Origin of the sequence: Streptomyces sp. NPDC085927 (genome assembly GCF_044540975.1) — a bacterium.
Taxonomy (GTDB): Bacteria; Actinomycetota; Actinomycetes; order Streptomycetales; family Streptomycetaceae; genus Streptomyces; species Streptomyces hirsutus.
This window is the reverse complement of sequence record NZ_JBITSN010000007.1, coordinates 101,127-126,392: the sequence shown is the minus strand read 5'-3', so window position 1 is coordinate 126,392 and position 25,266 is coordinate 101,127. Positions and strand designations below refer to the sequence as shown.

The 25,266-nt window shown below is 71.9% G+C and carries 20 protein-coding genes and 1 pseudogene; 10 read left to right on the top strand and 11 right to left on the bottom strand.

Going from position 1 to position 25,266, the window contains the following annotated elements; all coding sequences use genetic code 11:
• Positions 1 to 15: 15 nt before the first annotated feature.
• On the bottom strand, positions 16 to 3,528 hold the full coding sequence (gene metH / locus ACIF80_RS20205; RefSeq protein WP_399806351.1) for a methionine synthase: 3,513 nt from the start codon (positions 3,526 to 3,528) through the stop codon (positions 16 to 18).
• 316 nt (positions 3,529 to 3,844) lie between these two features.
• Between metH and ACIF80_RS20200 the strand changes: the two genes are divergently transcribed.
• The 6 genes and pseudogenes from ACIF80_RS20200 to ACIF80_RS20175 all read left to right on the top strand — a co-directional run bounded on the left by ACIF80_RS20200 (position 3,845) and on the right by ACIF80_RS20175 (position 10,808).
• Positions 3,845 to 4,609, top strand: coding sequence for an IclR family transcriptional regulator (locus tag ACIF80_RS20200; RefSeq protein WP_399806349.1), 765 nt, complete (start codon positions 3,845 to 3,847; stop codon positions 4,607 to 4,609).
• Between the two features lie 439 nt (positions 4,610 to 5,048).
• A complete protein-coding gene (locus ACIF80_RS20195; RefSeq protein ID WP_399806347.1) occupies positions 5,049 to 5,843 on the top strand; it encodes an MIP/aquaporin family protein in 795 nt (264 codons plus the stop codon).
• 110 nt (positions 5,844 to 5,953) lie between these two features.
• Entirely contained in the window at positions 5,954 to 7,489 is a 1,536-nt protein-coding gene (glpK, locus tag ACIF80_RS20190) for a glycerol kinase GlpK (protein ID WP_399806860.1), read from the top strand.
• An 18-nt stretch (positions 7,490 to 7,507) separates the two neighbouring features.
• The gene (locus ACIF80_RS20185) at positions 7,508 to 9,124 is read left to right on the top strand and encodes an FAD-dependent oxidoreductase (protein WP_399806345.1); all 1,617 of its coding nucleotides are present in this window, start codon (positions 7,508 to 7,510) and stop codon (positions 9,122 to 9,124) included.
• A 92-nt stretch (positions 9,125 to 9,216) separates the two neighbouring features.
• Positions 9,217 to 9,641, top strand: a pseudogene (locus tag ACIF80_RS20180) (FCD domain-containing protein); the annotation flags it as partial.
• Positions 9,642 to 9,821: 180 nt separating this feature from the next.
• Complete coding sequence (locus ACIF80_RS20175) at positions 9,822 to 10,808, top strand: PAC2 family protein (RefSeq protein WP_399806343.1); 987 nt, start codon at positions 9,822 to 9,824, stop codon at positions 10,806 to 10,808.
• Between the two features lie 114 nt (positions 10,809 to 10,922).
• Here ACIF80_RS20175 and mshC read toward each other — a convergent pair whose 3' ends face one another.
• The 4 genes from mshC to ACIF80_RS20155 all read right to left on the bottom strand — a co-directional run bounded on the left by mshC (position 10,923) and on the right by ACIF80_RS20155 (position 14,527).
• On the bottom strand, positions 10,923 to 12,152 hold the full coding sequence (gene mshC / locus ACIF80_RS20170; RefSeq protein ID WP_399806341.1) for a cysteine--1-D-myo-inosityl 2-amino-2-deoxy-alpha-D-glucopyranoside ligase: 1,230 nt from the start codon (positions 12,150 to 12,152) through the stop codon (positions 10,923 to 10,925).
• Between the two features lie 222 nt (positions 12,153 to 12,374).
• Positions 12,375 to 13,175, bottom strand: a complete 801-nt coding sequence (locus ACIF80_RS20165; protein WP_399806339.1) for an SCO1664 family protein — start codon at positions 13,173 to 13,175, stop codon at positions 12,375 to 12,377.
• Entirely contained in the window at positions 13,172 to 13,762 is a 591-nt protein-coding gene (locus ACIF80_RS20160) for a DUF3090 domain-containing protein (RefSeq protein WP_399806337.1), read from the bottom strand. Before ACIF80_RS20160 ends, ACIF80_RS20165 begins: the two co-directional genes overlap by 4 nt.
• 78 nt (positions 13,763 to 13,840) lie before the next feature.
• Complete coding sequence (locus ACIF80_RS20155; protein ID WP_399806335.1) at positions 13,841 to 14,527, bottom strand: histidine phosphatase family protein; 687 nt, start codon at positions 14,525 to 14,527, stop codon at positions 13,841 to 13,843.
• A gap of 110 nt (positions 14,528 to 14,637) precedes the next feature.
• On the opposite strand from ACIF80_RS20155, the gene corA reads away from it, so the two are divergent.
• On the top strand, positions 14,638 to 15,633 hold the full coding sequence (gene corA / locus ACIF80_RS20150) for a magnesium/cobalt transporter CorA (RefSeq protein WP_399806333.1): 996 nt from the start codon (positions 14,638 to 14,640) through the stop codon (positions 15,631 to 15,633).
• Between the two features lie 76 nt (positions 15,634 to 15,709).
• On the opposite strand, the gene ACIF80_RS20145 is transcribed toward corA, so the two are convergent.
• Together ACIF80_RS20145 and ACIF80_RS20140 are read right to left on the bottom strand one after the other, a co-directional pair.
• Positions 15,710 to 16,498 carry a ferritin-like domain-containing protein gene (locus ACIF80_RS20145; RefSeq protein WP_399806858.1) on the bottom strand — a complete coding sequence of 263 codons (789 nt, stop codon included), beginning with the start codon at positions 16,496 to 16,498 and terminating at the stop codon, positions 15,710 to 15,712.
• Between the two features lie 296 nt (positions 16,499 to 16,794).
• Positions 16,795 to 17,850: an LLM class F420-dependent oxidoreductase gene (locus ACIF80_RS20140; RefSeq protein ID WP_326751842.1), complete on the bottom strand. Its 1,056-nt coding sequence runs from the start codon at positions 17,848 to 17,850 to the stop codon at positions 16,795 to 16,797.
• Positions 17,851 to 18,034: 184 nt separating this feature from the next.
• Between ACIF80_RS20140 and ACIF80_RS20135 the strand changes: the two genes are divergently transcribed.
• Together ACIF80_RS20135 and ACIF80_RS20130 are read left to right on the top strand one after the other, a co-directional pair.
• Positions 18,035 to 19,021: an aldo/keto reductase gene (locus tag ACIF80_RS20135; RefSeq protein ID WP_399806331.1), complete on the top strand. Its 987-nt coding sequence runs from the start codon at positions 18,035 to 18,037 to the stop codon at positions 19,019 to 19,021.
• Positions 19,018 to 21,375 (top strand): helix-hairpin-helix domain-containing protein, encoded by a 2,358-nt coding sequence (locus ACIF80_RS20130; RefSeq protein ID WP_399806329.1) that lies wholly within the window; start codon positions 19,018 to 19,020, stop codon positions 21,373 to 21,375. The genes ACIF80_RS20135 and ACIF80_RS20130 overlap by 4 nt, the downstream gene beginning before the upstream one ends.
• 98 nt (positions 21,376 to 21,473) lie before the next feature.
• Here the strand turns inward: ACIF80_RS20130 and ACIF80_RS20125 are convergent, their stop codons facing one another.
• Positions 21,474 to 22,169: a hypothetical protein gene (locus tag ACIF80_RS20125; protein ID WP_399806327.1), complete on the bottom strand. Its 696-nt coding sequence runs from the start codon at positions 22,167 to 22,169 to the stop codon at positions 21,474 to 21,476.
• Positions 22,170 to 22,216: 47 nt separating this feature from the next.
• On the opposite strand from ACIF80_RS20125, the gene ACIF80_RS20120 reads away from it, so the two are divergent.
• Complete coding sequence (locus ACIF80_RS20120; RefSeq protein WP_055574802.1) at positions 22,217 to 22,405, top strand: DUF5703 family protein; 189 nt, start codon at positions 22,217 to 22,219, stop codon at positions 22,403 to 22,405.
• A gap of 103 nt (positions 22,406 to 22,508) precedes the next feature.
• Here the strand turns inward: ACIF80_RS20120 and ACIF80_RS20115 are convergent, their stop codons facing one another.
• The 3 genes from ACIF80_RS20115 to ACIF80_RS20105 form a co-directional block, all read right to left on the bottom strand.
• Positions 22,509 to 23,195, bottom strand: a complete 687-nt coding sequence (locus ACIF80_RS20115) for a chaplin (protein ID WP_399806325.1) — start codon at positions 23,193 to 23,195, stop codon at positions 22,509 to 22,511.
• A 223-nt stretch (positions 23,196 to 23,418) separates the two neighbouring features.
• Positions 23,419 to 23,652, bottom strand: coding sequence for a chaplin ChpH (gene chpH, locus ACIF80_RS20110; protein WP_399806323.1), 234 nt, complete (start codon positions 23,650 to 23,652; stop codon positions 23,419 to 23,421).
• Positions 23,653 to 23,794: 142 nt separating this feature from the next.
• Entirely contained in the window at positions 23,795 to 25,123 is a 1,329-nt protein-coding gene (locus ACIF80_RS20105; RefSeq protein ID WP_399806321.1) for a M20/M25/M40 family metallo-hydrolase, read from the bottom strand.
• Between the last annotated feature and the right edge of the window lie 143 nt (positions 25,124 to 25,266).

Genomic DNA, 25,266 nt, shown 5'->3' with positions numbered 1-25,266 from the left:
CCCCCGGCGGCGGGGTCAGCGGGCGTTGAAGTACTTGGCCTCCGGGTGGTGGATCACGATGGCGTCCGTGGACTGCTCGGGGTGCAGCTGGAACTCCTCGGACAGGTGGACGCCGATGCGCTCCGGCCGGAGCATCTCGGCGATCTTGGCGCGGTCCTCCAGGTCGGGACAGGCGCCGTAGCCGAGAGAGAAGCGGGCGCCCCGGTACTTCAGGGCGAACATGTCCTCCATCCCGGCCGGGTCCTCACCGGCGAACCCGAGCTCCGAGCGGACCCGCGCGTGCCAGTACTCGGCGAGCGCCTCGGCCAGCTGCACGGACAGCCCGTGCAGTTCGAGGTAGTCGCGGTAGGCGTTGGCCTCGAACATCCGCGCGGTCTCCTCGCCGATGCGGGAGCCGACCGTGACGATCTGGAAGCCGACGACGTCGGTCTCGCCGGACTCCTCCGGGCGGAAGAAGTCGGCCAGGCACAGGCGTCGTCCGCGGCGCTGGCGCGGGAAGGTGAAGCGGGTGCGTTCGTTGCCCGCGTCGTCCAGGACGATCAGGTCGTCGTCCTTGGAGACGCACGGGAAGTAGCCGTACACGACGGCCGCCTCGAGCAGGTTGTCCGTCTGGAGCCGGTCCAGCAGGCCACGCAGCCTGGGCCGGCCCTCGGTCTCGACGAGCTCCTCGTACGTCGGTCCGTCGCCGGCACGGGCCTGCTTCAGGCCCCACTGCCCCTTGAACAGGGCGCCCTCGTCGAGCCAGGACGCGTACTCCTTGAGCTGGATGCCCTTGATCACCCGGGTGCCCCGGAACGGGGGCTCGGGGACCGGGTTGTCGACGGCGACGTCCGAGCGGACGTGACCGGCCTCGGGGCGCTCGTCGATCTCCACGGTGGCCGCGCGGACCCGGCGCTGCCTCAGCTCGGGCAGCTTCGCGCCGGGCACGCCGCGCTTGATGCCGATGAGGGCGTCCATCAGGCGCAGGCCCTCGAAGGCGTCGCGGGCGTAGCGGACCTCGCCCTGGTAGATCTCGTGCAGGTCCTGTTCGACGTAGGCGCGGGTCAGGGCGGCGCCGCCGAGGATCACCGGGTAGTCGGCGGCGATGCCGCGCTGGTTGAGCTCCTCCAGGTTCTCCTTCATGATCACCGTGGACTTGACCAGCAGTCCGGACATGCCGATGACGTCGGCACGGTGCTGGTCGGCGGCGTCCAGGATGGCGGAGACGGGCTGCTTGATGCCGAGGTTGACCACGTTGTAGCCGTTGTTCGACAGGATGATGTCGACGAGGTTCTTGCCGATGTCGTGCACGTCGCCGCGGACGGTGGCGAGCACGATGGTGCCCTTGCCGTCCTCGTCGGTCTTCTCCATGTGCGGTTCCAGGTGGGCGACCGCGTTCTTCATGACCTCGGCGGACTGGAGCACGAACGGGAGCTGCATCTGGCCGGAGCCGAACAGCTCGCCGACCACCTTCATGCCGTCCAGCAGGGTGTCGTTGACGATGTCGAGGGCCTTGCGGGTCTCGAGCGCCTGGTCGAGGTCGTCCTCCAGGCCGTTGCGCTCGCCGTCGATGATGCGCCGCTTGAGGCGCTCGTCCAGGGGCAGCGCGGCCAGCTCCTCGGCCTTGCCGGCCTTCAGGGACTTGGCGGTGGCGCCCTCGAAGAGCTGCATCAGCTTCTGCAGCGGGTCGTAGCCCTCGCGGCGCCGGTCGTGGATCAGGTCGAGGGCGGTGGTGACCTCCTCCTCGCTGAAGCGGGCGATGGGCAGGATCTTCGACGCGTGCACGATCGCCGAGTCCAGGCCCGCCTTGACGCATTCGTCGAGGAAGACGGAGTTGAGCAGGATGCGGGCGGCCGGGTTGAGGCCGAAGGAGATGTTCGACAGTCCCAGGGTGGTCTGCACCTTGGGGTGGCGGCGCTTCAGCTCGCGGATGCCCTCGATGGTGGCGATGCCGTCCTTGCGGGACTCCTCCTGGCCGGTGCAGATGGTGAAGGTGAGGCAGTCGATGAGGATGTCCTCCTCGTGGATGCCCCAGTTCCCGGTCAGGTCGGCGATCAGGCGCTCGGCGATCTCGACCTTCTTCTCGGCGGTGCGGGCCTGGCCCACCTCGTCGATGGTCAGCGCGATCAGCGCCGCGCCGTGCTCCCTGGCCAGCTGCGCGACGTGCGCGAAGCGGGACTCGGGGCCGTCGCCGTCCTCGTAGTTCACCGAGTTGATGACCGCCCGGCCGCCGAGCTTCTCCAGACCGGCCCTCAGGACGGGGACCTCGGTGGAGTCGAGCACGATCGGCAGGGTGGAGGCGGTGGCGAACCGGCCGGCCAGTTCCTCCATGTCGGCGACGCCGTCGCGGCCGACGTAGTCGACGCACAGGTCGAGCATGTGCGCGCCCTCGCGGATCTGCTCGCGGGCCAGTTCCACGCAGTCGTCCCAGCGGCCCTCGAGCATGGCCTCGCGGAACTTCCTGGACCCGTTGGCGTTGGTGCGCTCACCGATCGCGAGGTAGGAGGTGTCCTGGCGGAAGGGCACGCTCTGGTAGAGGGAGGCGGCGCCCGGCTCCGGCTGGGGGGTGCGCTCGGGCGGAGTGACGTCCCGCACGCGTTCCACGAGTTGGCGCAGGTGCTCGGGGGTGGTGCCGCAGCAGCCGCCCACCAGGGACAGGCCGTAGTCGCGGACGAAGGTGTCCTGGGCGTCGGCCAGGCCTTCGGGGCCGAGCGGGAAGTGGGCGCCGTCCTTGGTGAGGACCGGCAGGCCGGCGTTGGGCATGCACAGCAGGGGGATGCGGGAGTGCCGGGTGAGGTAGCGCAGGTGCTCGCTCATCTCGGCGGGGCCGGTGGAGCAGTTCAGGCCGATCATGTCGATGCCGAGCGGCTCCAGCGCGGTGAGCGCGGCGCCGATCTCGGAGCCGAGGAGCATGGTGCCGGTGGTCTCGAAGGCCATGGAGGCCAGCAGCGGCACGTCGACACCGGTCGCCTCCATGGCGCGGCGGGCGCCGAGGATCGAGGCCTTGGTCTGGAGGAGGTCCTGGGTGGTCTCGACGATCAGCGCGTCGGCGCCGCCCGCGAGCAGTCCCTCGGCGTTGGCCTGGTAGCCGTCGCGGATCGTGCCGTAGCCGATGTGGCCGAGGGTCGGCAGCTTGGTGCCGGGGCCGATCGAACCGAGCACCCAGCGGGTGCGGCCGTCGCGGGCGGCGTGCTCGTCGGCGACCTCGCGGGCGATGCGGGCGCCGGCCTCGGAGAGCTCGTGCACCCGGTCGGCGATGTCGTACTCGGAGGCGGCACTGTGGTTGGCGCCGAACGTGTTGGTCTCGACGCAGTCGACACCGGCGTCGAAGTACTCCGAGTGCACCGAGCGGACGATGTCCGGGCGTGTCAGGTTCAGGATCTCGTTGCAGCCCTCGAGGTCCTCGAAGTCCTCGAGGGTGGGGTCCTGCGCCTGGAGCATGGTGCCCATCGCTCCGTCGGCGACCACCACGCGGGTGGCGAGGGCCTCTCGGAGCGCGGACACGCGGGTCCGGCTGTCGGGGGAAGGGGTCAGCGGCAACGAGGCCATGGAAAGGGCTCCCTCAGGTGCGACGGCTGTCGGCTTTGCGGCTGCCCGGAACGATCCCCGATGGAGCCTCCTGGGCAGGGGCACGCCGCCAGGGTAGCCGGGACCGCGCCCCGATGTTCGGCCCGTCCACGGGCCGGACCATGATGGCCGGGCCCCGGTGCCCCGCGTACGGGTGACGCGGCGGCCGGCACCGTGCTTCTCGGCCGATGACGGCGGATCGTTGGCGAGAGGTCGGCATCCAGCGGTAGTGTTCGGCATTGCCGAACAGAGGTGGCGTCGCGGGGCGGCGGTCGAAGGGGACGGAGGCAGCACGGCGATGGCACGGAACATCCAGTCGCTCGAACGGGCGGCAGCGATGCTGCGCCTGCTGGCGGGCGGCGAGCGGCGGCTCGGCCTGTCGGACATCGCCTCGTCGCTGGACCTCGCCAAAGGGACGGCCCACGGCATCCTGCGCACCCTCCAGCAGGTGGGCTTCGTGGAGCAGGACGAAGCCTCCGGGCGCTACCAGCTGGGCGCGGAGCTGCTGCGTCTGGGCACCACCTATCTCGACGTGCACGAGCTGCGGGCACGCGCCCTGGTGTGGACGGACGACCTGGCCCGTTCCAGCGGGGAGAGCGTCTATCTGGGGGTGCTGCACCAGCAGGGCGTGCTGATCGTGCACCACGTGTTCCGGCCCGACGACAGCCGGCAGGTCCTGGAGGTGGGGGCCATGCAGCCCCTGCACTCCACGGCTCTGGGCAAGGTGCTGGCGGCCTACGACCCGGTGGCCCACAGCGAGGCCCTGGAGGCCGACCGCACGGCGTTCACCGACCGCACGGTGTGCGATCCGGACGCCTTCGAGCGGATCCTCGACGTCACCCGCGCGCGCGGGTACGCGTCGGACGTCGAGGAGACCTGGGAGGGCGTGGCCTCGGTCGCGGCCCCCGTCCACGACCGGCGGCGCATGCCGGTCGGCGCGGTCGGCGTCACGGGCGCGGTGGAGCGGCTGCAGCAGGACGGCGAGCTGCGTCCCGAACTGATCGCGGCGGTCCGGGACTGCGCCCGCTCGGTCTCGCGGGACCTGGGCGCCCGGCGCTTCTGAACCCGGCGCGGGCGCGCCGGCAGGGCGCGGCCGGCCATGCGGGCCGCGGGCGGACCGCGGGCGGACCCCGGTCGGGCCCAGTCGGATCCCGCGCGGCACCCGCGCGACGGACATCTCACGAACCCCGGGCCGGGACGCCGTACGGCGTCCCGGCCCTCGTCGTACTCCGCGGCGGAGGGGCGGGACATATCCCCATGGATCGATTCCGAAGATCGACATCTCGGGCAACCGATAACGATCGCACTTTCGACAACCAAACTCTTGACGCACAGGTGAGGGCGGGGAAAGACTCCCGTCCATCGGTCGGCATTGTCGAACGCCTAACGACAATACGCGTTAGGGTGTGGCAAGGGCCGGCATCGCTCTCACCACGGAGGGCGCCAATCCCCGGCGGGACCCGGGGGTCGGTTTCCCTGGACGAAGGACAAAGGAGTCGCGGGTGTCCAGCTCCGACATCTTCATCGGCGAGACCATCGGTACCGCCATACTCATCCTGCTCGGCGGCGGTGTGTGTGCCGCCGTGACCCTGAAGGCCTCCAAGGCCCGCAACGCCGGCTGGCTCGCCATCGCCTTCGGGTGGGGCTTCGCCGTCATGACGGCGGTGTACATCTCCGCTCCGCTCTCCGGAGCCCACCTCAACCCGGCCGTGACCGTGGGGCTCGCGATCAAGGACGGCGACTGGAGCAACGTTCCGGTCTACTTCGCCGGAGAGTTCCTCGGCGCGATGATCGGCGCGGCGCTGGTCTGGGTGGCCTACTACGGCCAGTTCCAGGCGCATCTCACCGACAAGGAGATCGTCGGCGACCGGGTCGCGCAGGGCGCTGACGCCAAGGCGGTCGAGGCCCGGGAGAAGGGCGCCGGCCCGGTGCTCGGCATCTTCTCCACCGGCCCGGAGATCCGCAACGCGGTGCAGAACCTCGCCACGGAGATCGTCGGCACCTTCGTGCTGATCATCGCCGTGCTCACCCAGGGCCTGAACGACGCGGGCAACGGCCTCGGTGCGCTGGGCGGTCTGATCACGGCCCTCGTGGTCGTCTCCATCGGTCTGTCCCTCGGCGGACCGACCGGTTACGCGATCAACCCGGCCCGTGACCTCGGGCCGCGCATCGTGCACGCTCTTCTGCCGCTGCCCAACAAGGGCGGTTCCGACTGGACCTACGCGTGGGTCCCGGTGGTCGGTCCGCTGATCGGCGGCGCCCTCGCGGCGGGCGTCTACAACATCGCCTTCGCCTGAGGGTCCCCCCGCTGCCGGGGAACCCCGAGTCTTGTAGAAGCGCCGTACGCACAGCCCCGTAACCAAGGAACCTCCAGGAGCACACAGTGACCGACGACCACTCCGCCGGCATCGCCTCCCACGGCCACGGTCCGTTCATCGCCGCCATCGACCAGGGCACGACCTCGTCGCGCTGCATCGTCTTCGACCGCGACGGCCGCATCGTCGCCGTCGACCAGAAGGAACACGAGCAGATCTTCCCCAAGCCGGGCTGGGTCGAACACGACGCCACCGAGATCTGGACCAACGTCCAGGAAGTCGTCGCCGGCGCCGTCGAGAAGGCCGGCGTCACCCGGGACGACATCAAGGCCATCGGCATCACCAACCAGCGCGAGACCACCGTGCTGTGGGACAGGTACACCGGTGAGCCGGTCCACAACGCCATCGTCTGGCAGGACACCCGCACCGACGCCCTCTGCCGCGAGCTCGGCCGCAACGTGGGGCAGGACCGTTTCCGCCGTGAGACGGGTCTTCCCCTCGCCTCCTACTTCGCCGGCCCCAAGGCCCGCTGGCTGCTCGACAACGTCGAGGGGCTCAAGGAGCGCGCCGAGGCGGGCGACATCCTCTTCGGTACCATGGACTCCTGGGTCATCTGGAACCTGACCGGCGGCGCGGACGGCGGCAAGCACGTCACCGACGTCACCAACGCGTCCCGCACCATGCTGATGAACCTGCACACCATGCAGTGGGACGAGAGAATCGCCGAGTCCATCGGCGTCCCGACGGCGATGCTCCCCGAGATCCGCTCCTCCGCCGAGGTCTACGGCGAGATCAAGGGCGGCAGCCTGGGCGACCTGCTGGGCGGCATCCCGGTCGCCTCCGCGCTCGGCGACCAGCAGGCGGCCCTGTTCGGCCAGACCTGTTTCGCCGAGGGCGAGACCAAGTCGACGTACGGCACCGGCACCTTCATGGTGATGAACACCGGCGACAAGATCATCAACTCCTACAGCGGGCTGCTGACCACCGTCGGTTACCAGATCGGCGACCAGAAGCCGGTCTACGCCCTCGAGGGCTCCATCGCCGTCACCGGTTCGCTGGTGCAGTGGATGCGCGACCAGATGGGCCTGATCTCCACCGCCGCCGAGATCGAGACCCTCGCACTCTCGGTCGAGGACAACGGCGGCGCCTACTTCGTACCGGCCTTCTCCGGCCTGTTCGCCCCGTACTGGCGCTCCGACGCCCGCGGTGTGATCGCCGGCCTGACCCGGTACGTCACCAAGGCGCACCTGGCGCGCGCCGTCCTGGAGGCCACCGCCTGGCAGACGCGGGAGATCGCCGACGCCATGACGAAGGACTCCGGCGTCGAGCTGACCGCCCTCAAGGTCGACGGCGGCATGACCTCCAACAACCTGCTGATGCAGACCCTCGCCGACTTCGTGGACGCGCCCGTGGTGCGCCCCATGGTCGCCGAGACCACCTGCCTCGGTGCCGCCTACGCCGCCGGCCTCGCCGTCGGCTTCTGGAACAACACCGACGACCTGCGCGCCAACTGGCGCCGGGCCGCCGAGTGGACCCCCCGCATGGACGCGGAGATCCGCGACCGTGAGTACAAGAGCTGGCTCAAGGCCGTCGAGCGGACCATGAGCTGGCTCGAGGACGAAGACTGACGAGGAGCAAGACCCGCCATGACCACTCAGTCCACCCTGCAGTCCGTGCCTGCCCTGGGGACGCACCCGGCTTCCAGCTCGAACCCGAGCCGGGCCGAGACCCGGGAGCAGCTCTCCAAGGCGTCGTACGACCTTCTCGTGATCGGCGGCGGCATCCTGGGCATCTCCACTGCCTGGCACGCCGCGCAGTCCGGCCTCAGGGTGGCTCTGGTGGACGCCGGCGACTTCGCCGGCGCCACCTCCTCCGCCTCCTCCAAGCTTCTCCACGGCGGTCTGCGCTATCTGCAGACCGGCGCGGTGAAGCTGGTGGCGGAGAACCACTTCGAGCGCCGTGCGGTCTCCCGCCAGGTGGCACCCCACCTGGCGAACCCGCTCACGTTCTACCTCCCCGTGTACAAGGGCGGGCCGCACGGCGCGGCGAAGCTCGGAGCAGGTGTCTTCGCGTACTCGGCCCTGTCGGCCTTCGGTGACGGGGTGGGCCATCTGCTCTCCCCCGCCAAGGCCGCGCGGGACGTGCCGGAGCTGCGCACGGACAACCTCAAGGCCGTGGCCGTGTACGGCGACGACCAGATGAACGACGCGCGGATGGCGCTGATGACGGTCCGCGCGGCGGCCGAGTCGGGCGCGGTCGTCCTCAACCATGCCGAGGTGACCGGTCTGCGGTTCACCAGGGGCCGGGTGACCGGTGCCGAGCTGCGCGACCGGCTGTCGGGCGACGAGTTCGGCGTCGACGCCCGTCTGGTACTGAACGCGACCGGGCCCTGGGTGGATCACCTGCGCCGGATGGAGGACCCGAAGGCGGCGCCGTCCATCCGCCTGTCGAAGGGCGCTCACCTGGTGCTGAAGCGGACCGCCCCGTGGCGGGCCGCACTGGCCACGCCGATCGACAAGTACCGCATCACCTTCGCCCTCCCCTGGGAGGACATGCTGCTGCTCGGCACGACCGACGAGGAGTTCGAGGGCGACCCGGCGGATGTCGCGGTCACCGAGAAGGACACCGCCCAGATACTCGACGAGGCCGCGTTCTCCATCCGCGACCAGCAGCTGGACCGTGACCTGATCACGTACTCCTTCGCCGGCCTGCGGGTGCTGCCGGGCGGCCCCGGGGACACCGCGAAGGCCAAGCGCGAGACGGTCGTCAGCGAGGGCCGCGGCGGGATGCTGTCCGTCGCGGGCGGCAAGTGGACCACCTTCCGCCACATCGGCCGCACGGTGATGCGCAAGCTCCAGGAACTGCCCGGCCACCCGCTGGGCGACGACTTCGAGCCCGTCGGCTCGCTGCCGAGCAAGCTGCCCCTGCCGGGGGTCGCCAACCCGCGCGCGGTCGCCCACCGGCTGCTGGTGGACGGCCCCGCGCCCGGCCCGCGCATGGCGGCGGACACCGCCCGGCACCTGGCCACCCACTACGGTTCGCTGGCCTTCGACATCGCCCGGCTGGCCAACGACGACCCGGCGCTGGCCCGGCGCGTCCACCCGGACGCGCCGGAGATCTGGGCACAGGTCGTCTGGGCCCGGGACCACGAGTGGGCCGAGACGACGGACGACGTGCTGCGCCGCCGTACGACGCTGACGATCCGGGGCCTGGCCACGGACGAGGTCCGTGCGGAGGTCCAGGACCTGCTCGACAGGAAGTGACCGCGCGGTCACCGGCCCCGCCCGTGCGGGAGCGGTCCTCCCTCCGGCACGGGGACGGTGACACGAAGGGGCGACTCCGCCGGCTCCACGGGCCGGCGGAGTCGCCCCTTCCGGCTGTGGGGCTGTCACGCGACTCCCTGCGGGAGGCGGTACGCGCGCCGTCGCCGGTCCGGATCCCGGACGTGCGGCAGGGCGGCGGCACGTACGCCGCCGGCCTGGACCCGCAACCGCTGCCGGAGGCGCCGGGTTTCGCCGTGGACTTCCACCGGGACGACACGGTCCCGGAGTTCCCCGCCGTGCGCCGCGTCCTGGAGCCGGCCGCGACGGCCGTCGCGGCCGCCCCGATCAGCGGGCGGGAACCGGACGCGCTGTCCGAGCAGTTGGACGGGCCGGGTCCCGAACCGTCGGTGAAGGCCCCGGCCGCCGCCGATCCGGACTTCCACCGGGGCGTCGTGCGGGGCTCGGGCAACTCCGTGCTCTGTCCCTCCTCGACGCCCTGTCCGGCCCCGCCGTCCGTACTGTGAGCGGGCGGCCCTCCCGGGCGGCCCTCCCGGGACAGCTCTGATCAATGCGGGGTGTTTCCCGGTGCCTGCCGGGGCAGTGTTGGGGCATTCCCCCTGCGAGGGGGCTGCGGACGCTCCCCCGGCACGCCGTAAGGTTGGGGCGTACGTGAGGGCACGTCGGAAGGAGGCACTGGGTGATCGAGCTCGAGGGGGTTCCCGAGCTGATCGACCCGGTCATGGTGGCCGCGTTCGAGGGCTGGAACGATGCCGGCGACGCCGCCTCCACCGCGGTCGCGCATCTGGACAGGGAATGGAAGGGCGAGGTGTTCGCGGCGCTGGACGCCGAGGACTACTACGACTTCCAGGTCAACCGGCCCACGGTGTTCATGGACGGCGGCGTGCGGAAGATCACATGGCCGACGACGCGGTTGTCGGTGGTCCGGGTCGGTGGCGACAAGCCGCGCGATCTGGTGCTGGTCCGCGGCATCGAACCGTCCATGCGCTGGCGTTCGTTCTGCAACGAGCTGCTGGGCTTCGCCCATGAACTCGGGGTGGAACTGGTGGTCGTCCTGGGCGCCCTGCTGGGCGACACCCCGCACACCCGCCCGGTGCCGATCAGCGGGACCACGTCCGATCCGGACCTGGCCCGCCGCATGGACCTGGAGGAGACCAAGTACGAGGGTCCCACGGGGATCGTCGGCATCCTCCAGGAGGCGTGCACGCACGCGGGCGTCCCGGCGGTGTCGCTGTGGGCCGCGGTCCCGCACTACGTGTCGCAGCCGCCCAACCCGAAGGCGACGCTGGCCCTCCTGAACCGGCTGGAGGACCTGATCGACGTGCGCATCCCGCTGGGTGAACTGTCCGAGGACGCGCGCGCCTGGCAGGTGGGCGTGGACCAACTGGCCGCGGAGGACAGCGAGGTCGCGGAGTACGTCCAGTCGCTGGAGGAGGCCCGGGACACGGCCGAGCTGCCGGAGGCGTCGGGCGAGGCGATCGCCCGCGAGTTCGAGCGCTATCTGCGGCGCCGTGACGGCTCGTCCGGCCCGCCGCAGCCCGGTGGCCACGCCACGGCCGACGGCGGGGACGGCCCGTCGTTCCGGCGGGACGCCCCGGGCAGCCGGCCCCGCCCGCCGAAGCCGCCGAAACCGGACACGGACGGCGAGGACTCCTCGGAGGACTGAGCGCGGACGGACACGAAGGACCGGACGCGGCGGGCCGAGGCGAACAGGCCCGGACGAACAACGCTGTGGGGCGCCCCGTCCACCGACGGGGCGCCCCACAGCGTTTCCGATCGCTTACAGTGCCACGCCGAGCAGGGCGTCCACGGCGCGGGAGACGACCCCGGGCGCGCCCGTGTCCGTGCCCCCCTGCTGTTCCTGGGCCACGGCCCAGCGGTCGACGGCGACCAGCGCCGCCGGGGCGTCCAGGTCGTTGGCCAGGGCTTCGCGGATCTCGTCCACCAGGGCCTCGGCGGACGGGCCGTCGGGGCGGGAGACGGCGGCCCGCCAGTGCCCGAGCCGCGTCACGGCGTCCTGGAGGACCTGGTCGGTCCATTCCCAGTCCGCGCGGTAGTGGTGGGCGAGCAGCGCCAGGCGGATCGCCGCCGGGTCCACGCCGTCCCGCCGCAGCCGGGACACGAAGACCAGGTTGCCCTTGGACTTGGACATCTTCTCGCCGTGCAGGGCGACCATCCCGGCGTGGACGTACGCCTTGGCCATGGGGAACTCGCCGGTGAGCACCTGGGCGTGCGAGGCGCCCATCTCGTGGTGCGGGAAGACCAGGTCGGAGCCGCCGCCCTGGACGTCGAAGCCCATGCCCAGGTGGTCGAGGGCGATGGCCACGCACTCGATGTGCCAGCCCGGACGGCCCCGGCCCAGCGATCCGCCGTCCCAGCTGGGCTCGCCCTCGCGGGCGGCCGACCAGAGCATCGGGTCGAGGGGGTTCTTCTTGCCCGGACGGTCCGGGTCGCCGCCGCGTTCGGCGGACAGCAGCCGCATGGCGGCCGCGTCGAGGTGCGAGACCTGCCCGAAGTGCGGGTCGGCCTCGACCGAGAAGTAGGTGTCGCCCTCGAGTTCGTACGCGGCGCCGAGGTCGCGCAGCCGTTCGACGAGCGGGACGATGCCGGGTATCGCCTCCACGGCGCCTATGTACTGACGCGGCGGCAGCATCCGCAGGGCCGTCATGTCCTCGCGGAAGAGCTGGGTCTCCTGCTCGGCGAGGGCGGCCCAGTCGACACCGTCCCGCTCGGCCCGCTCCAGCAGCGGGTCGTCGACGTCGGTGACGTTCTGGACGTAGTGAACCTGCCGCTTGGTGTCGAGCCACACGCGCTGCACGAGGTCGAACGCGTTGTACGTCGCCGCGTGTCCGATGTGGGTGGCGTCGTACGGGGTGATGCCGCAGACGTAGATACGGGCTACGGGGCCGGGGTCGAGTGTGATCGGGCCCCCGGTCGCGGTGTCGTGAATCCTCAGGTCGCGTCCCTGACCGGGCAGGGCGGGGACCTCGGAAGCGGGCCAGGCATGCATGTCATGAGCGTAACCGGACCATGGTCCAGGATACGAACCGGAGCAGGCCGGATGACCGGGAAGGCACTCTTGCGCATCACCGCCGAACGTGCAGGTGGCGCGTGGGCGGAGGGTGTGCGGAGTCGTCCCCGCCCGGCCCGCGCCCGGGCGGAGGCCGGACCGGAGCCGGAGCACCGTGCCCGGGCCGTGCCACGGGGCTCGGGCCGCGCCGCCGGGCGTGGGTCAGACCGGCGGCCAGGGGATCGCCGGCCAGTCCCCGCCGGGCTCGGGATGGGTGCCGGAGGCGAGGAGGGACGTCACGCGCGCACGTGTGGCGTCGATCTCGGCGGGGGTGATCAGCGGGGCCAGCGAGGCGGCCAGCGGACCGCCCTCGGCGAGTCCCTTCCCAAGGGCCTCGAGGACCTCGCGCGCCTCCCCGGTCAGGGGCTCCCCCGCCCAGCCCCACAGCAGGGTGCGCAGCTTGTCCTCGACGTTGAAGGTGACGCCGTGGTCGATGCCGTAGAGCCGGCCGCCCCGGGTGGGCAGGAGGTGCCCGCCCTTGCGGTCGGCGTTGTTGATCACCGCGTCGAGCACGGCCAGCCGCCGCAGCCGCGCGTCATCGGCGTGCACGAGCAGCGCGGTGCGCCCCTCGCCCACCTCGGCGAACCCGATCGCCTTCCAGCCGGGCGCGGGTTCCTCCCGGTCGACCAGGGCGAGGAGTTCCGTGTCCGGGGCGGTCTCGATCCACAGTTGGCACATGCCCTCGCCGTGCGGCCCGTCCCGCAGCACGGTGGGCGGCACCAGTCCCCAGCCGGTCGCCTCGGAGACCAGGTACGCCGCGACCTCGCGCCCGGCGAGCGTCCCGTCCGGGAAGTCCCACAGGGGCCGCTCCCCCGCGACGGGTTTGTAGACACAGGCGGCCTCGCGGCCCTCGTGGGCCACGGTGCAGTACAGCGCCGCGTTCGACGCCTCACGGATGCGCCCGCGCACGGTCAGTTCGCCCTGGGCGAGCAGCACCGCGGCGGTGGGGTCTGCGGTGGTCACGCTCCGCGTCGGTATCCGTTCTGGCGCGGACACACATGTCCTTCCGGGTCGAGGGGGAGGCTGCACAGCGGGCACGGCGGCCGGCCCGCGTTGACGACGTCGAGGGCGCGCTTGGCGAAGGCACGGGCCTGGACGCCGGTGAGCCGGACCCTGAGCATCGGGGGCCCGTTCTCCTCGTCCTGGAGCAGCCGCTCCTCCGCCTCGGCGAGGTCCTCCTCGGATTCGGCGTCCAGTTCGACGAGCGCCTGCGCCTCGACGATCATGCACTCCTCCTCGCCGTCCCAGGCGAGCGCCATGGTGCCGACGCGGAACTCCTCCTCCACGGGAGCGTCCAGCGGGGCGGTGTCGGCGATCTCGGTCGGTGCCATGGCGGGCACGGCGGCGCTGCCCCCGCTACGGCGTACGACCTCGTCGAGCAGTTCGTCCATGCGTTCGGCGAGTGCGGCGACCTGGGTCTTCTCCAGGGCCACGCTGGTCACCCGGGAGCCGGCTGAGGCCTGGAGGAAGAACGTACGGCGCCCTGGCAGTCCGACCGTACCGGCCACGAAACGTTCCGGTTGGTCGTAGAGGAACACCTGACGGGACACGTCCTGACTCCATCGAGAGTTGTGGGTACCTGTATCCACGGCGCTGCCGCGTCGGCTTCACCCTACTGCGGCCGACGATCACGGTGCGCCCGCGCCGCCCCCCACCGGGGCGTCGTCGGAGGGCGTCTCCTCGCGCGGTGCCAGGGCGGCGAAGTCGCCGGTGTCGCCGAGCCGCATGAGGTAGGGGCGCAGCCGCGTGTACCGGATCGCGGTGACGGAACACGGGTCGACGGAAATGCGCTGGAAGAGGTCCAGATGAAGTCCGAGTGCTTCGGCGACGAGGGACTTGATGATGTCCCCGTGCGAACACATGAGATAGACGGCGTCGGCGCCGTGATCACGCTCCACGCGCGCGTTCCACTCGCGCACCGCCTCGGCGGCGCGTGTCTGCATCGCGCGCATGGACTCCCCGCCGGGGAAGGCGGCGGCCGACGGGTGGGCCTGGACGACCTCCATGAGGGGCTCGTCCTTCAGCTCGACGAGCTTGCGGCCCGTCCAGTCGCCGTAGTGGCACTCCCCGATGCGGTCGTCGGTGTGGGCGGTGAGGCCGGGCCGGGCGTCCAGGAGCGGCCGGACGGTCTCCTGGCAGCGCTGGAGGGGGCTGACGACGACCTCGGAGAGGGGCAGGGCGGCGAGCCGTCCGGGCAGGGCGGCGGCCTGCGCGGCCCCGCGTTCGTCGAGGGCGACGCCGGGCGTCCAGCCGGCGAGCAGTCCCTCGGTGTTGGCGGTGGATCGTCCGTGCCGGACCAGGAGCAACGTGGGCATGCGGCCCAGGGTAGGCGCACGCGCGGGTGTGCGGCCGGGTGCATCGCGAGGTGTGCTGTCCGGCACGCTGCCGGATGTGTTGTCCGGCCGGTGGGGGGAAGACGCACTCCATGATCGTCGACTGCGCCGTCTACCGGGAGGGACACCGTACGGAGGGGCCCGATGACTTCTCCGACGCGCTGGAGCAGGCACGGGCGTCGGGAGGGTTCGTCTGGATCGGGCTGCACGAGCCGACGGCGGACGAGTTCGATCTGGTCTCCCAGGAGTTCGGGCTGCACCCGCTGGCGGTCGAGGACGCCCTCAAGGCGCATCAGCGGCCCAAGCTGGAGGTGTACGACGACTCGCTGTTCATGGTCCTCAAGCCGGTCGCCTACGAGCCTCACAGCGACACCGTCTCCACCGGCGAGATCATGGTCTTCCTCGGGGACGCGTTCGTGGTGACCGTCCGGCACGGCGAGGGCTCCCCGCTGAACGCCGTACGGAGCCGTCTGGAGCACGAACCGGCACTGCTGGGCAAGGGGCCGACGTCGGTGGTGTACGCGATCGCCGACGCCGCCGTGGACCACTACCTCGACGTGGCGACCGAGCTGCAGACCGACCTGGAGGAGCTGGAGGCGGAGGTCTTCAGCCCGGACGGCGCCGGTACGCAGCACACGGCGTCCCGGATATACACCTTCAAACGGCAGATCCTGGAGTTCCGCCGTGCCACCGGGCCGCTGACGCAGCCGGTGGCACGGCTCATGGGGGCGGGCGCGTTCGGTGCGGCGGTGCCCTTCGTGTCCAAGAAGGCGCAGCCCTTCTTCCGTGACGTGCACGACCACCTCACGCGTGTGAACGAGTCCGTGGAGAACCTGGACCGGCTGGTCTCGGACATCCTCTCGGCGCATCTGGCCCAGGTGAGCGTCCGGCAGAACGACGACATGCGGAAGATCTCCGCATGGGCGGCCATGGCGGCGGTCCCCACGATGCTCGCGGGGATCTACGGCATGAACTTCGAGCACATGCCGGAACTGCGGTGGGAGTGGTCCTATCCGGCGGTGATCCTGGCGATGGCCGTGCTGGAGGTGCTGCTGTACCGGCTGTTCAAACGGCGCGGCTGGATGTAGCGGACGGCGGGCCGAAGGGAGCGGGCGTCCGGCCCGGTACGGCCGGCGGCGCGCCCCCTCCGGCTTCGTCCGTGGCTCAGGCGAACTCGGAGGCCGTGCTCGCCGGGCCGTCCAGGGCGTTGCGGCGCTCCGGCATCCTCAGCGAGACCATGCGGCGCCAGCCCCCCAGGCGCTCGTAGACGTACACCGCGTGGATGCCGGCCGCCAGGAGTGCCGCCCTGGCCCTGGACCAGCCGAGGATGCGGCCCATCCGGTCCATCACCGCGAGGCTGACGTCCCGGTAGACGCGGATCTCGGCGAGCGCGCTCGCGCGCAGGGTGCGCTGGATGGCGCGGCCGTGTCCGGCGTAGGCGAAGCGCAGGAGTTCCTCGTGGCAGTAGGCGAGGTGGTTGTCCTCGTCGTTGGAGATCATCCTGACCGCGCGGCCGAGCTCGGGGTGGTCGGAGAAGTGCTTGCGGAACAGTTCCATCTGCTCGGAGGCACGCTGTTCGGTGACCCGGCTGTGGGCGAGGTAGGTGACGATGTCCTCGACCGTGAGCGGCTCGTCGCGCCTGAGCCTGTCGTGCGCCAGGCCGATGCCGCCGCGCTCGAGGAGCATCGTGTAGTCGGTCTCGGGCGGGACGGGGACGGGCCGCACCCCGCGCTTCCTCATCAGCGCGTTGAAGATGCGGCCGTGCTTGTCCTCGTCGGCGCCGTGCCTGGTGATCCTGGGAGCGAGCGCGCGCTGGGACTCGGGGACCAGAGCGGCGATCCGGGCGTTCTCCCAGCCGCCCTGGGACTCCCCGCCGGCGGCGATGGAACAGAACAGCGCGAAGGACTCGTCGTCGTCGAGGATCTCCTGGAACAGGCTCTTGGCCGAAAGCATCATGGGCCCCTCTCCGCGAGGATTCCGCACGTCCGCAGTTCCGCGGTCCGCGGTGGTCCGAAGTGGTCCGCAAAGAAGGAGTCAAATGCGGGAAGAGGCGCACGGCAACAGGGATGGCCGACAACTGCGCCGAACGGAGGACGGGCGAGGGGGCACCGGAGCGTAACCACGGGAGCCGCCGGGCGTTGTTGTGGGTGACGGCCGTGGCGGGGAAGACCCCCGAGCCCCCACCACGGCCGTGGAACTCCTCGCGGGCGGTCCCGCGGGCGGTCCCGCGGGCGGTCCCGCGGGCGGTCCTATGCGAGACCGGCGCGTTCCAGGGCCTCGGTGCCGGCGCGCAGCGACGCGAGCCGCTCGTCGAGGGTGAACCCGGCCGGGGCGAGGGTGAGGGTGGTGACCCCGGCCGCCGCGTAGGCCTTCATCCGGTCCGCGATGCGGTCCACGGAGCCGAGGAGCGTCGTGGAGTCGATCAGGTCGTGCGGTACGGCCGCGGCGGCGCCCTGCTTGTCGCCGGACAGGTACTTGTCCTGGATCTCGGCGGCCTCCCGCTCGTAGCCCATGCGCCCGGCGAGCTGGTTGTAGAAGTTCTGCTTGCGGCTGCCCATGCCGCCGACGTACAGCGCGGTGTAGGGGCGGAAGGTGTCGGCGAGGGCGGTGACGTCCTTGTCGTCCCCGACGGCGAGGGGCACGGTGGGGCAGATGTCGAAGCCGTCGAGGGTCTTGCCCGCCTTCTCCCGGCCCGCCCTCAGATACCTGACGGCGGTGTCCTCCAGGTGGTCGGCGGAGGGGAAGATCAGCAGGGCGCCGTCGGCGATCTCGCCGGTCTGTTCGAGGTTCTTCGGTCCGATCGCGGCGATGTAGAGGGGGATGTGCTCGCGCTGCGGGTGCACGGTGAGCTTGATGGGCTTGCCGGGCCCGCCGGGGAGGGGCAGCGTCCAGTGCTCGCCGTCGTGGGTGAGGCGCTCGCGCGTCATGGCCTTGCGGATGATCTCGACGTACTCGCGGGTCCGGGCGAGCGGCTTGTCGAACTTGACGCCGTACCAGCCCTCGGAGACCTGCGGGCCGGAGACGCCGAGGCCGAGGCGGAACCGGCCCCCGGAGAGGGAGTCGAGGGTGGCGGCCGTCATCGCGGTCATCGCGGGCTGGCGGGCCGGGATCTGGAAGATGGCCGAGCCCACGTCGATGCGTTCGGTCTGGGCGGCGACCCAGGTGAGCACGGTGGCGGCGTCGGAGCCATAGGCCTCGGCCGCCCAGCAGACCGCGTACCCGAGGCGGTCGGCCTCCTGCGCCACGGCGAGGTTGTCCGCGTCCATTCCGGCGCCCCAGTAACCGAGGTTGATCCCGAGCTGCATGGCCGTCTCCCCTTACCGATCAGTAACGTCACTTGTGCGGAGACCTTATACCGCGGGGTCCTGCGGGGGGTGCGGTGCCGTTCGCGGTCTTCGTGCCGGGCGGGGCCGGGCCGCCCGGTGCCTGGGGAAATCCGTTGTCCACAGGTACCCACACCACAAGGTCTGGCCAGTAATCTCGGCGTTCATGGAGCAGAGGCATCTCGGCCGTACCGGCCTGCGCGTGTCCCGGATCGGCCTCGGGACCCTGACCTGGGGTCGGGACACCGACGAGCACGACGCCGCGGACCTCTTGAAGACCTTCTGGGAGGCGGGCGGGAACCTCGTCGACACCGCCGACGTGTACGGCGACGGGGAGGCCGAGTACCTGCTCGGGCAGCTCATGGACGGGCTGGTGCCGCGCCGGGACCTCGTCATCTCGACCAAGGCCGGCAGCGTGCCGGACCCGGACCGCAGGGTCGACGGTTCGCGCGGTCATCTGCTCTCCGCGCTGGACGCCTCGCTCGCACGGCTGGGCACCGACCACGTCGACGTGTGGCACCTCCACTCCTACGATCCCGCCACCCCGCTGGAAGAGACGCTCCAGGCCCTGGACATCGCCGTCGCCAGCGGGCGGGCCCGCTATGCCGGCGTGGCCGACTTCTGCGGCTGGCAGCTGGCCAGGGCGGCGACCTGGCAGCTCGCCGCGCCCGGTTCGCGGGCCCGGCTCGCGAGTACCCAGATGGAGTACTCGCTGCTCCAGCGGGGCGTGGAGCGGGAGGTGCTGCCGGCCGCCCTCGACACCGGGATCGGGCTGCTTCCCTCGTCCCCGCTCGGGCGGGGCGTGCTGACCGGCAAGTACCGGGGCGACGCCGTGCCGCAGGACTCGCGGGGCGCCTCCGAGCACATGGCGCCGTTCGTGGAGCCGTATCTGGACGACACGGCGAGCAGGATCGTGGACGCGGTGACGACGGCGGCGGACGGGCTCGCCGTGACCGCGCTCCAGGTGGCTCTCGCGTGGGTGCGGGACCGGCCGGGCGTGACCGCCCCCGTCGTCGGCGCGCGCAACGCGCAGCAGCTCGCGGCGGCGTTGTCGGTGGAGGCCCTTAGTCTTCCTGACGAGATCTGCCGGGCGCTCGACGATGTGTCGGCGCCCGTGCACCGCTATCCCGATCACGACTGGAGCACGCTGTGAGCACGGAGCCGCCCGAGGAGACCACGGAGGACGCCGAGCCGGGGACGCAGGGCGAGGCGACGGACACCTCGGAGACCACGGCGACGTCCGAGACCTCGGAGACCACGGAGACCACGTCCGGGACCGTCCCGGACGCCCCCGCGGAGGCGGAGGGCACGGAGGCGGAGAGCGCGCGGACGCCCGAGGCCGGGCAGGTGTCCGAGGCCGAGGCCGAGTTGCTGGCTCAGCGGGCCGAGCGGGAGCGGATCGAGCGGCGGAAGGCGGAGCGGCAGGGGCCGATCGAGGCCGGCGGCAAGCTGAGCGGCACGGCAGCCGATCTGCTCGCCGCCGTACGGGCTGTGGAGAGCGGCGAGAAGCCGGCGACCGCGGTGTTCGAGGAGGCCCGGCCCGCGCCGCGGCGGCCGGCTCCCGAACCGGTGCGGCCGGCGCCGTCGGTGACCGCCGAGCCGGCTCCCGCCGGCGGCGTGGTCGCGGCCGTGCGTGAGGTGCTCGCCCGGGGCGGCGCGCCCGAAGCGCTCGCCGTGCAGGCTGCCGGTGTGCTGGGCGAGGGGGCCGCACAGGCCTTGCGGGCCGATCCCTGGCAGCTGTTGCGGGTGACGGGTGTGCGGCCCGAGCAGGCGGACGGTTTCGCACGGGCGCTGCTCGGCGGTGAGGCCGGGCCGGACGACGGACGGCGGGAGCGGGCGGTCACCGGATGGCTGCTGGAGCAGGCCGCGACGGCCGGGCACACCGCCCTGGAGGTGTCCGCGCTGACCGGCGCGCTGGCGCGGCAGGGGGTACCGGATCCCGAGGAGGCCGTGCAGGGCGCGATCTCCGACGGTGACGTCCTGGTCTTCCAGGACCCGCTGCCGGAGACGGGCGCCCCGGCACCCCGGCGGGACGACGCCGGGGACGGTGCGGACGAGGCCGAGGAGGAGCGGCCCGTCAGGGTGCTCGTGGCACTCGAGCGGTACGCGATGGCCGAGGAGAGCCTCGCCGACGGGCTGGCCCGGCTCGTCACCTCCGCTCCCCGGCAGGACGGTTCGGCTGCGGAGTGGGAGCGGGCCGCCGCCTCGGCGGGCGGGTCCGCGGAGGAGCTGATCCGCGCGGTCGCCGGTCACGGACTGGTGCTGCACACGGGCGGGGAGGCGTCCCTCGCCGAGCCGGCGGCTCTGCTCCGGGCGGCACACGGTCTCGGACTGCGCGCCTGGGCCGCCGCCCACACCCCGGTCGGGCGTACCCGGTTCGCGACCCTGCTGGAAGCCGTCACGGCCGGGGACACGGGCTCCGGGGGGACGGACACCGGGGAGACGGGCGCCGGGGAGACGGGCGCCGGGGAGACGGGCGCCGGGGAGACGGGCGCCGGGGAGACGGGCGCCGGCGTCACCGCGACGGGGGGCGAGAGGGCCGAGGGTCCCGGAGTCGCCACCGTCGCCGGGCTGCTGTCCGGTGCCGAGGGACCGGGACGGGACGCCGACGGGGCGCTGCTGCTGGACCTGCTCGTCGTGCTGGACGCTCCCCAGCTGGACGTCGAGACGGCCGCGCTGGTCACGGAGTCGCTGCCGGACGGCTCCCGGCTGCTGCTGGCCGGGGATCCGGGCGTGCTGTGGTCCGTCGGTCCGGGGCGGGTGTTCGCCGATCTGCTGGCCGCGCGCGCGTGCCCGCAGATCGCCTCCCGGCGGCCGGATCCCGGGCCGCTGGGCGAACTGGTCTCCGGTATCGGGGCGGGTGAGCTGAACCAGGTGGCGGCACCCGGCAAGGAGGTCGTCATCGTGCCGGTGCGGGACCCGGGCGAGGCCGTGCACCGGACGGTGCAGCTCGTGGCCGACTCGGTGCCGCGCGCGATCGGGGTACCGGCGGAGGAGACGCAGGTGATCACGCCGGGGCACGGAGGCGCGGTGGGCACGCGCGCACTGAACGCGGCGTTGAAGGAGCGGCTCAATCCGGGGCCGGGGCGCTTCGGCGGGTTCGACCCGGGCGACCGGATCGCCTACTCCCCCGCCCGGGGGCGTACGGTGCCGGGCCGGGTGGTGAAGGCCGACGCCGACGGGCTGCACCTGTCCTGCGCGGGCGAGGCCGTCGTCGTGCCGCAGGAGCGGGTGGAGCAGTCGGTACGGCACGGCTGGGCGCTGACGGCACACCAGGCGGTGGGGGGCCGGTGGCCGGCCGTGGTCGTGGTCCTGCCCGGCGATGCCGTGCAGGCGTTGAGCCGGCCCTGGGTGTACACGGCGTTCAGCAGGGCGGACCGCCATCTGTCCGTGGTGCACGGGGTGGAGCAGGCGCTGCCGCGTGCCGTGGCGGAGGTGGCGGCGAAGCCCCGGACGACCCGGCTGCCGGTACTGCTGGCACCGCAGGTTCCGGCGGCGGCCGGCTGACCACGGGCACCGCCCGTAACGGTGACGGCGGTGGCACCCTCGGTGCCACCGCCGATGCCGCTCTCGCCGCCGCCCTCGACCCGTGCCGTCGGGTGTGATCAGCGGTCGGTGTCCAGGGCCGGAACCGGCCCGTCCTCGAGGTCGTCGATGCCGTCCGGCTCGTCGAGGTCGTCCACCTCGTCGTCGGGGTCCTCGTCGAAGACGGCGCTGACGTCGAAGCGGCACACGACCTGCGCCGGGTCCACCTCCTCGAACGGGGCCTCCAGCCATTCACCGGGTTCCGCCGGTTCGTCCGATGCCGTCACCCAGAGCGTGGAGTCGCCCTCCTCCAGGCCGAACTCCTTGTGCCGGGAGGCGATCTCGTCCGGTTCGTACTCGCCGAACAGGAGGCCGAGCGCGCCGTGGACGGTGCCCGAGGCGTCGGAGCTGCCGGAGCCCTCGTCGTCCGCCGCCTCGATCCGCTGTGCGTGCGCCAGCAGCCGCTGTGGCTCCGCGACGGCGTAGTCGCGGCGGATCAGCACGCTGAGCGCGCTGGGCTCCTCGGGCCCGGTGTAGGGCGGCAGTGCGTCCTCGGCCGCGGGGATCTCGAAGGGGGTCACCTCGTCGTAGCGGTCGTAGAGCAGTTCGTCGTACGACTCAGCGGCCACGGCCAGCTCGTTGAACGCTTCGTAGACGGCCGGGTCGTCCTCCCCCGACCGGCGTTCGACCGCGGCCAGGTGGCGGTCGAGCGCGGTCTTGACCGCCTCGGCGGCGGCGCGTACCTCGGCAGCGGTGGGCTGCGCAGCATCAGACATAGTGCAGACGCTATCCGTACCGGGGCCCAGCCCGCACAATAGATGCGATGCCGGAATACGAATTTGTCGACGTGTACGTACCGCGCGGGGTCTCCCGCAAGGAGGCGGCCCGTCTGCTGACGGACCACGCGGAGTACGGTCACTGGGAACTGGACCGACTGCGGCTGCTGCGCGACGGGAGCCGCAAGGTGCGGCTGCGGCGGCGGATCATCCGCCAGGTGCGCGCGACCTGGTGAGTTCGGACACACCGCCGACCGCCGCTCCTTCGCCCACGGAGCGGCCCCGGCGCAGCCGGGGCCGCTCCGCACGAGCGGTGCCGGGCCGCTGTCGCGGCCGGTGTCACGCGGCGGCTCGCGCCTTGCGGTAGAGGACCACGCCGGCGAGCAGCGCGCCTGCGCCGACCGGCAGGGCGAGACCTACCGGCAGCTCGCTGCCGGTCGCGGCGAGTTCCACGTCGTCCTGGGGCCGGGGGGCGGTGTGGGTGACCGGCTGATTGCCGGGCGCGGAGCCACCGGGGGCGGCCTCGTCCGGGGTGGGCGGCGTGCCCGGCTCGGCCTCGTCCGGCTCGCCGGGCGGGCCGGGCGTCTCCTGGTCGCCGGATCCGCCGCTCGCGCAGTCGTTGCCCAGAGCGACGTTGCCGAGGCCGATGACGTTGACGCTGTTGCCGCAGACGTTCACCGGAATGTGGACCGGCGCCTCGACGCGGTTGCCGGACGCCACGCCGGGCGAGTCGGTGGTGTGCCCGTCGGCCTGCGCGCCACCGTGACCGCTCGACGGTGAGCCGCCGTGGTGGGCGCAGGAGTTGCCCACGGACGGGTTGAGGACGCCGACGGCGTCGACCGTGTTTCCGCAGACGTTGACCGGCGCGTGCACCGGCGCCTGGAGCGAGTTCCCGGAGAGCACGCCGGGCGACCCCTTGGCCACACCCTGTGCGCCGGAGTCGGCGTGCGCGACCCCGCCCGCGGCGGCGATCACGCCGGACGCGGCTGCCACGGTCATCAGGCCCTTACGGGTGACCTGTCGCATGTACTGATTCCCTGCCTTCGACCAAGTACCGGGGAGGTCTTCCACGGATTCCCGGGATTCCTCGCACTTCTCGCACTTCTCGGACTCCACGAAATCCACGGATTCGCCCCCCGGTGTTCGGGACGTACTGGAAAACCGGTCGGCCCCGGAGCGCATGGCGCGCGCTCCGGGGCCGACAAGCTCAAACCCTGAAAGGGCGTGCCCTAATGGGCGAGGCACAACGTCACTGGTTGACGCAGGTGTTGCCGAACGCGGGGTTCAGCAGTCCGATCACGGAGACCGTGTTGCCGCAGACGTTCACCGGGACGTGCACCGGAACCTGAACGACGTTGCCCGAGACGACACCCGGGGAGTTCACGGCAGCACCCTGGGCACCGGAATCGGCGGCGGCCATGCCCGCACCCGCGAGAACCAGTCCACCGGTGGCGGCAGCGACAGCGACGACCTTCTTGAGCATTGTTCCTCCTCATTGGCAATGCGATCCAAATCCGCGGATCACATCACGAGTAACGAGGAAGGAGTAATGAGGCTACGAGCTTATCGTCGGATTCACTCTTCCCGGTCACCTCCGCACATCTGCACGAATATTGGCGGGTCGTTCAGGACGCGTCCAGGAACCGGTCGAGCACTCGCACGCCGAACTTCAGGCCGTCCACCGGAACCCGCTCGTCGACCCCGTGGAACATGCCGGCGAAGTCCAGCTCCGGCGGCAGCTTCAGCGGGGCGAAGCCGAAGCAGCGGATGCCGAGGGGGTCGAAGGACTTGGCGTCGGTGCCGCCGGAGAGCATGTACGGCACCGCCCGCGCGATCGGGTCCTCCGCGCTGAGCGCCGTCTGCATGGCGTCGACGAGCCGGCCGTCGAAGCCGGTCTCCAGTGCCCGGTCCGCGTGCACGTCCTCCCGCTTCACGCGCGGGCCGAGGATCCGGTCGAGGTCGGTCAGGAACTCCTCCTCGTATCCGGGCAGGAAGCGGCCGTCGACATGGGCGGTGGCCTGGCCCGGGATGACGTTGACCTTGTAGCCGGCGCCGAGCATGGTGGGCGCCGCCGAGTTGCGCAGCGTGGTGCCGATCATGCGGGCGATGCCGCCGAGCTTGGCCAGGGTCTCGTCCATGTTCTCCGGGTCGAGCTCGGTGCCGAGGGCGTCGGAGAGCTCGTCCAGGAAGGCCCGTACGGTCTTGGTGACCCGTACCGGCCACTTGTGACGGCCGAGCCGGGCGACCGCCTCGGAGAGTTCGGTGATCGCGTTGTCGTCGTTGGTCATCGAGCCGTGGCCGGCCGTGCCGTCGACGGTGAGCCGCATCCAGTGCATGCCCTTCTCGGCGGTCTCGACGAGGTAGAGGCGCAGCTTCTCGTTCACGGTGAAGGAGAACCCGCCGACCTCGCCGATCGCCTCGGTGACGCCCTCGAACAGTTCGGGGTGCTCATGGACCAGGTGCTTGGCGCCGTAGGTGCCGCCGGCCTCCTCGTCGGCGAGGAAGGCGAGGACGATGTCGCGCGGGGGCTTGCGCCCGCTGCGCAGGCGGTCGCGGACGACCGCCAGGGTCATCGCGTCCATGTCCTTCATGTCCACGGCGCCGCGCCCCCACACGCATCCGTCGGCGATCTCGCCGGAGAAGGGGTGGTGGGTCCAGTCGTCGGCGTTGGCCGGTACGACGTCGGTGTGGCCGTGGATCAGCAGGGCCGGCCGGGAGGGGTCCTCTCCCTCGATACGGGCCACGGTGGAGGCCCGGCCCTTGTGCGACTCGAAGATCTGCGGCTCGAGCCCCACCTCGGCGAGCTTCTCGGCGACGTACTCGGCCGCCTTGCGCTCGCCGGGGCCCGAGTGGTCGCCGTAGTTGCTGGTGTCGATCCGGATCAGGTCGCGGCAGAGGTCCACGACCTCGTCCTCACCGGTGACGCCCTTGGCCGTGCCGTCCGTCGCGCTCACGTCGTTCCTCCCGCTGTCGCTGCACACTGTTCCCTGCACGCTGTCACTGCTCGTGGGTCTCCCCTCATCCTCTCCCCTGCGCGGCCCCGCCCCAAGACGGGACCCGGCCCGTCACACGGCGTTCACGCCGGGACGGAGAACGA

What these genes read in the sequence shown, in the direction of transcription:
- ACIF80_RS20135 (WP_399806331.1), top strand. Translation starts at nt 18,035, where the DNA reads ATGGAGCAGAGGCATCTCGGCCGTACCGGCCTGCGCGTGTCCCGGATC.
- corA (WP_399806333.1), top strand. Translation starts at nt 14,638, where the DNA reads ATGATCGTCGACTGCGCCGTCTACCGGGAGGGACACCGTACGGAGGGG.
- ACIF80_RS20115 (WP_399806325.1), bottom strand. Translation starts at nt 23,195, where the DNA reads ATGCGACAGGTCACCCGTAAGGGCCTGATGACCGTGGCAGCCGCGTCC.
- ACIF80_RS20140 (WP_326751842.1), bottom strand. Translation starts at nt 17,850, where the DNA reads ATGCAGCTCGGGATCAACCTCGGTTACTGGGGCGCCGGAATGGACGCG.
- ACIF80_RS20120 (WP_055574802.1), top strand. Translation starts at nt 22,217, where the DNA reads ATGCCGGAATACGAATTTGTCGACGTGTACGTACCGCGCGGGGTCTCC.
- metH (WP_399806351.1), bottom strand. Translation starts at nt 3,528, where the DNA reads ATGGCCTCGTTGCCGCTGACCCCTTCCCCCGACAGCCGGACCCGCGTG.
- ACIF80_RS20125 (WP_399806327.1), bottom strand. Translation starts at nt 22,169, where the DNA reads ATGTCTGATGCTGCGCAGCCCACCGCTGCCGAGGTACGCGCCGCCGCC.
- mshC (WP_399806341.1), bottom strand. Translation starts at nt 12,152, where the DNA reads ATGCATGCCTGGCCCGCTTCCGAGGTCCCCGCCCTGCCCGGTCAGGGA.
- ACIF80_RS20185 (WP_399806345.1), top strand. Translation starts at nt 7,508, where the DNA reads ATGACCACTCAGTCCACCCTGCAGTCCGTGCCTGCCCTGGGGACGCAC.
- ACIF80_RS20200 (WP_399806349.1), top strand. Translation starts at nt 3,845, where the DNA reads ATGGCACGGAACATCCAGTCGCTCGAACGGGCGGCAGCGATGCTGCGC.
- ACIF80_RS20155 (WP_399806335.1), bottom strand. Translation starts at nt 14,527, where the DNA reads ATGCCCACGTTGCTCCTGGTCCGGCACGGACGATCCACCGCCAACACC.
- chpH (WP_399806323.1), bottom strand. Translation starts at nt 23,652, where the DNA reads ATGCTCAAGAAGGTCGTCGCTGTCGCTGCCGCCACCGGTGGACTGGTT.
- ACIF80_RS20145 (WP_399806858.1), bottom strand. Translation starts at nt 16,498, where the DNA reads ATGCTTTCGGCCAAGAGCCTGTTCCAGGAGATCCTCGACGACGACGAG.